This is a genomic window from Frankia sp. KB5, assembly GCF_002099325.1.
Classification (GTDB): Bacteria; Actinomycetota; Actinomycetes; order Frankiales; family Frankiaceae; genus Frankia; species Frankia casuarinae.
Map to the genome: position 1 here is coordinate 1 of NZ_MRUJ01000324.1, position 5,560 is coordinate 5,560.

General features: G+C 62.6%; 7 protein-coding genes and 1 pseudogene. 3 read left to right on the top strand and 5 right to left on the bottom strand.

Features of this window, described 5'->3' with window-relative positions:
* The 3 genes and pseudogenes from KBI5_RS23550 to KBI5_RS23560 all read right to left on the bottom strand — a co-directional run.
* Positions 1 to 308: pseudogene (locus KBI5_RS23550) on the bottom strand (hypothetical protein); the annotation flags it as partial.
* A gap of 94 nt (positions 309 to 402) precedes the next feature.
* Positions 403 to 993: an ATP-binding protein gene (locus KBI5_RS23555; protein WP_241883146.1), complete on the bottom strand. Its 591-nt coding sequence runs from the start codon at positions 991 to 993 to the stop codon at positions 403 to 405.
* Positions 994 to 1,075: 82 nt separating this feature from the next.
* Complete coding sequence (locus tag KBI5_RS23560) at positions 1,076 to 1,381, bottom strand: hypothetical protein (RefSeq protein WP_011434864.1); 306 nt, start codon at positions 1,379 to 1,381, stop codon at positions 1,076 to 1,078.
* Between the two features lie 320 nt (positions 1,382 to 1,701).
* Between KBI5_RS23560 and KBI5_RS23565 the strand changes: the two genes are divergently transcribed.
* The 3 genes from KBI5_RS23565 to KBI5_RS23575 all read left to right on the top strand — a co-directional run bounded on the left by KBI5_RS23565 (position 1,702) and on the right by KBI5_RS23575 (position 3,783).
* Positions 1,702 to 2,592 carry a helix-turn-helix transcriptional regulator gene (locus KBI5_RS23565; protein ID WP_085016511.1) on the top strand — a complete coding sequence of 297 codons (891 nt, stop codon included), beginning with the start codon at positions 1,702 to 1,704 and terminating at the stop codon, positions 2,590 to 2,592.
* Positions 2,589 to 2,798 (top strand): DUF397 domain-containing protein, encoded by a 210-nt coding sequence (locus KBI5_RS23570; protein WP_011434862.1) that lies wholly within the window; start codon positions 2,589 to 2,591, stop codon positions 2,796 to 2,798. Before KBI5_RS23565 ends, KBI5_RS23570 begins: the two co-directional genes overlap by 4 nt.
* A 427-nt stretch (positions 2,799 to 3,225) precedes the next feature.
* Positions 3,226 to 3,783 (top strand): hypothetical protein, encoded by a 558-nt coding sequence (locus tag KBI5_RS23575; RefSeq protein ID WP_198537940.1) that lies wholly within the window; start codon positions 3,226 to 3,228, stop codon positions 3,781 to 3,783.
* On the opposite strand, the gene KBI5_RS28920 is transcribed toward KBI5_RS23575, so the two are convergent.
* Together KBI5_RS28920 and KBI5_RS23585 are read right to left on the bottom strand one after the other, a co-directional pair.
* On the bottom strand, positions 3,774 to 4,640 hold the full coding sequence (locus KBI5_RS28920) for an aldo/keto reductase (protein WP_085016512.1): 867 nt from the start codon (positions 4,638 to 4,640) through the stop codon (positions 3,774 to 3,776). The two genes, KBI5_RS23575 and KBI5_RS28920, sit on opposite strands and share 10 nt — an antisense overlap.
* On the bottom strand, positions 4,574 to 5,560 hold a 987-nt coding region (locus KBI5_RS23585; RefSeq protein WP_085016514.1), incomplete at its 5' end, for a cupin domain-containing protein. The genes KBI5_RS23585 and KBI5_RS28920, both read right to left, overlap by 67 nt.

Genomic DNA, 5,560 nt, shown 5'->3' on the forward strand with positions numbered 1-5,560 from the left:
CGCATCCGCACGCGGTCGGAGGCGTCCACCAGCCGGTGAACGTCGGTGCCGTACGCGGTCGCCAGCAGCGCGAGAATCTGCGGGGTGAGCCTTCGCCGCGCGGACGTGTCCGGCCAATGCTCCAGTTCACACAAATAGGGACCGGTGATGGAAGCCCTGCCGTCCGGGTCAAGGCCGAGACGGGCCGCTTGTCTATTGATGTGGTCGGCGGCTTGTAGCTGCGTCCAGCCGTGCGCGTGGCGGAAAGCGGCGCGAGGGCGAAGTTGATAACGTCGGATGAACTCGTCGGCTATCTCGGCCTGCGTCATTCCCGCATGCAACAGGTGGACCCGTAGCGCATTCTGTTCCGCTCGCATACCAGCTCGCCCCATGTTCCCCCTTTCCCGGCCAGGTTGCGATGCGTCAGGCCCGGTGCGGCACAGCTTCGGGCAAGCTGCGGCCGGAGGGGGTCCGGTGCCACGGGTCCAGCGCGCGCAGCGCGTCAGCGACCCGCCGCAGGGTCTCCGGGTCGGTGCGGTAGACGACCGGCGCCGTAGGCTGCGGCCCGACCCTCGGTGTCCGCGTCGGCATCGGCGTAGCGGCCTGCGTCGGCGGCGGCGTGGCTTGCAAACCACCGGGAATCTCGGCCCAGACAACTTTTCCGCCGGTCTTTACTCTCCACCACGACCATCGGCGCGACAGCGCGTCGACCATCAGCAGGCCGCTTCCGTCCTCACTGAACAGGTCCGGGCTTTTGATACGGGGAGCGGTGTCATTGCCGTCCCGCACTTCAACAAGGACGTATTCTCCTGTCGCGGTGAGCCGTATGGCCACGACGTCTTCCGGGCGGCTCGCCTTCACGGCATTCGAGGTCAATTCACAAACGACGAGTTCGACAGTGTTGACGGTGTCGGAGTCGACTGACCATTCCCTGAGCGTRCAGGCCGTGCTCGTGCGCACGTCGGGAACGGCGGCGGCTGTCGGYGGGAAGTGCGCCACGGCCACCCGGATCACAGGCGATGAGTCACCAGTCATGCTGAGCCCCGTGCGGCGGTCAGCGCGCGGACGGCAGCCCAGCGGCCGATGATCCGGATGGTCACGACCGTGAGTGCTGTGCAGGCTGGCGCCGCGCCGTGTCGCCTGCGGCTGCGGCTGCGGCTGCGCCGAGAGCGGGCAGGTCACAGCCGGGCAACACGGCGAATTCGGCCCACGCCACCAGCTCACAGCGGGCGTGGGATAGGCGGCGGCTGACCTTCGCTACACGGTCGTCGAGTGTCAGGGGGAGGCGGGTTCGCGCCTGCCGCATCCGCACGTGCGCCCACTCGTGGGCGGTGTCGAAGTCGGGGAATGCCCCGAGCGGTCGTCCGTCCGCGTCCCACACCACGAACCGGCGTTCGTCCATGGACCCTCTCCCTTCGGTCTGCGACGGGCAGCCCCCGCGCCGCGCCTCCGTCTCCGTGCCGCAGACAGCAGGGCGCGGCAGATGCCGCCGAGGAGGGCTCCTTGGCAACGCAGAGAGACGCGAGCRTCCGCCGATGGCAGCGCCGTAGGCGGCCAGGCGGCCACTCTCGGYGCGCCTGCTGTCACGCAGAAGTCAAACACCGTGAGGACCCAACATGCAAGACTCACAATGCAAGCTGAGAGATGTTGATATTGTTGCGAAACAGCGACCGGAGTCTTTCATTTCGGGTGATGKACTACCCTCAAACCGAAGGAGGGGCGATGCCAGAAGGCAGCACGACGACGGGCTCGACCGTGCCGCGCCGCCAGCTCGGCCGGTACCTACGCGATCTTCGAAACCAGGCGAGGCTGACCGTGCGGGCAGCCGCACGGCGCCTGGAGTGGTCCGAAGCCAAGATCTGGCGCATCGAGTCGGGGCTGACCTCGCTTCGGAGCTTTGACGTAGAGATCATGTGCCGGATCTACGGTGCACCCACCGACCTGACCGAGGCGCTGATGGGGCTCGCGAAGGAGACGAAGGCGCGCGGCTGGTGGCACAGCTACGGCGACGTCATCCCGGCCTGGCTCGACCTGTACATCGGGCTCGAAGAGGCAGCCTCTCGCCTCTGGTGCTACCAGGCGGAACTCGTTCCCGGTCTCCTCCAAACAGAGGAGTACGCACGGACCCTGATCCGAGCGGAAGACCCCGATATCGAGAACGACGAAATAGACCGGCGAGTTCATGTACGCATGGCCCGGCAGGCGTTGCTGACCCGAGTGACCGATCCCCCGGTCCTGAATGTTGTTCTCAGCGAGTCGATTCTGCATCGCCCCGTTGGTGGCCCGAAGGTGCTCGCACAGCAACTCGAAYGGATTGCGGACGTAAACCGGCTGCCTAATGTCACGATCAAGGTAATGCCGTTCAGTGCCGGCCTACACACGGGCGTCACGTCGGGTCCGTTCGTCGTTCTTCGGTTTCCCGAGAACGGAACCGGACGAGCGGGGGAACCGCCAACGGTTTACGTGGAGGGACTTACCGGAGCGTTGTATCTAGAGAAAGATCGTGAGGTAGAGCAATACGAAGAGTCGTTCAGCGCGATGTGGGAATCTGCGGCCGAGCGGGACGCGAGCACCAAGATGCTCATTGATCGAGCTAGGAGTCTCGAACCATGAACAGTCACGATCTTTCCGGCGCGGTGTGGCGCAAGAGTAGCTACAGCAACGCTAAGGGTGAGTGTGTCGAGGTTGCATTCCTTGACGGCGGCCTTGTCGCCCTACGGGACAGYAAGGACCATGGAACCGGGCCTGCGCTGGTCTTTACCAGTGCGGAATGGTCGGCGTTCGTGCGTGGTGTGACGGATGGAGAGTTCACGGCCTAACAGCCGATACGGTGTCCACAGGGCGCCGAGATAGCATTTTACACGTCTTCACTATTGTTGCCCGTCCGCGTGGCGCTCGAACGCAGGCGGACGGGTGACACTCCGCCCGAGCGACGAGAGAGATAGGGTTTCCATCGTGCCAAACGTCCGCGCTAAATTGGATCTCAGGTCGGGATCCTATAACGACGTCTTGAAACGTGTCGAGCGATCACTAGACGTTCACTTTGACCGAACCGCGGTCGTGCGGAAGCGACGCTCAATTGGCCTCGCCAGCGATAGAGGAACCTGGGTCCGTGTTGAGGTTCGATCTCCAGAGAAGATGACCGGTCAGGGATGGAACGGAACAGAGACCTCATCGATGCTTCATGGCGTGGCCCGGCCCGTCTGGAGGCAAAGCGTCTCTTGGAACGATCCCGACCAGGATCTCATGTGGAGGGCTGACGAGACAGATTTCGTCGCGGATCATCCCGTTAAACCCGGTGGTATCCTCACTACCGATCCCGACCTTTCTGAGGCGTGGTGGGCGACGCTGAGATCTTCGCTGGCCGCGCTTGCCGGGCATTCGACCACCCGGCTAGCTACTCCTCACACCGAGACAATAACGCAAGCGCGGGTGGACCTGGCAATCAGTCGGGCCTGTGGCGGCAAGATCGACACTAGGATCGAGCAATGGTCAGCCGCGCATGCCGACCTAAATTGGGCGAATCTCACGGCACCAGAATGTATGCTGCTTGACTGGGAAGACTGGGGAATGGCGCCGCGCGGATTGGACCCAGCGAACCTGTGGGTCAACAGCCTGGCAATTCCCGACCTCGCCAGCCGCATCTACCGAGAGTACAGAGAGGAACTGGAAAGCAAGACAGGTAAGATCATGACGCTATTTCTGTGYGCGGACATTGTCAGCGCGCCCGCCTCGTATTCAGGGCCGCTTCACGAGCCGGCATGTCAGGCTGTCGAAAGGCTGGTGAAAGACCTTCAGATGTGAGCGCCTCTCTCACGGAGGAGCTGCYGATAACGAGCGATCTGGTCTAGGTCAACCTTTAGCGCTTCGGYTGACACAAGTTCCCTCATATGGTCTGTGCTGCCGGAACTCACGGCTATCCGCGTTACTCTTGGCAGCTCATATGACACGCGGAAGACGGCTTGCACATTTGACCCTTCTTCGTTTGGCTGAAGAAAGGTGGCCGCCTTAATTCTCTTCCAGACGTCGCGTGCGGCGTCCCCGCCGAACGGGCTCATCCCCCACAGGCGATCGGACGGGACGCCCAGACGTTGCGCCGCCCGCTCGCTCGCGTCGAGCTGGTCAGACGGCACCGTCAGCCCCGCGCGGACCATGAGCACGTCTGGCGTGGGAGCCTTCGCGAAGAGATCGCCGTCAAGCGCCCGGATCAGCGGCGCCGTATCCCAGGACGATATTCCCCACGACGCGCACAGACCCATGGCTACCGCTTCATACAGCGCCGCGCACGCCGCATCCAAGCGCTCACGGGCTTGTACGGGGCTCACTCCCACAAGGGACTTCTCAGGATTATGCAGAAAGACGACGTCCGGGATGCGTCCAAGGTCGCACGCTGATTCCTCCACCGCACGGCGAAGCCGGCCGGGAGCGAGGGTGTGAACTACCCGTCCGGACTCTCGGAAGAAGCCGACTTTCGTCGAGATGGAGAACATGGAAAGTAAATCGCCCACGACGCTTGAGAGAAGGCGATGCGAGTCGAACCCATGATAGTTGTAGCTTGTGTCTAGGCATTGAATGCCAACGGCAAGGGCATCCTCTAAAGCTTGCCGTCTGTGGTCAGACCGGTATAGCCCGAGAATAATTCCGGAGTCAGTTCCRCGCATATGCCCTCCCGGACAAGTATCTCCCCAAGGCGCGCGCCATCGATCCCCGCTGCGGACGATACGTAGTCAAGGCACACAGGATTGCCCGACAGAAGCAACCCAAGGGCTGGTAATGCTTTCCTGGTGAAGACGATCCGTTTCTCCGCCGTCGCGACCGCCACTGTATCGCCCTGGGTCTCTATCTGAGGTGGAAAATCAGTAACGCACACGACCGCGGATGGCGGACCAAAAATGCCGGCTGTGGAGACATACCGGCCTGCGGAGGTGGCATGCGCCACGGATTCCAAGTAATGGGCCGGCGGATGTGACGTAAGAAGACGCGATGCGGCAACAATAATTTTCTCGCCGTCGTTTTGATGTTCTTTCGGGTCTTCTCCCCGCTGATTCAGATCCTCCCGAAACACCTCTTCGCGGCGCGACTGGTCCGCAAGCCAAGCCAACCAATCGACGCCCGTTCGTCTCGTGAACCCAAAGGTAGCATGAAGGCTAAACCCGTCACCTCTGCTGGTGCGGCTCGCCCGATGCCAGTGGCCCCGGGGAATATACAACACGTCACCGGTATTCACGGTACCAGACCACACGATGTCTTTGGGAGGCTCAGTATTGGGTGCGGCGTCGCGGTACATGGGAGCACGGCGAGACGGACCCCGGACCTCCCACTCTTTGTCGCCAGCTAACTGTAGGACGATGACGTCGTGATCATCCCAGTGTAGGGAGAAACCCGCCGCGTCGCCCGTTGTGAGGTACACGTTCGCCTGCACAGGCGCGCGCAACCACCATTGAAACGCTCGGCACGCAACCTCTAGCGTCGGATCAAAGTGGTTGACCGCGTCCAACACCAGGGTGCAGCCTGATTGCAAAAGTCCGGCCAGCCGGCGCATATCGACCATCGGAGTGACCTGCCCTCGCCTCGTCGTGTT

What these genes read in the sequence shown, in the direction of transcription:
- KBI5_RS23560 (WP_011434864.1), bottom strand. Translation starts at nt 1,381, where the DNA reads ATGGACGAACGCCGGTTCGTGGTGTGGGACGCGGACGGACGACCGCTC.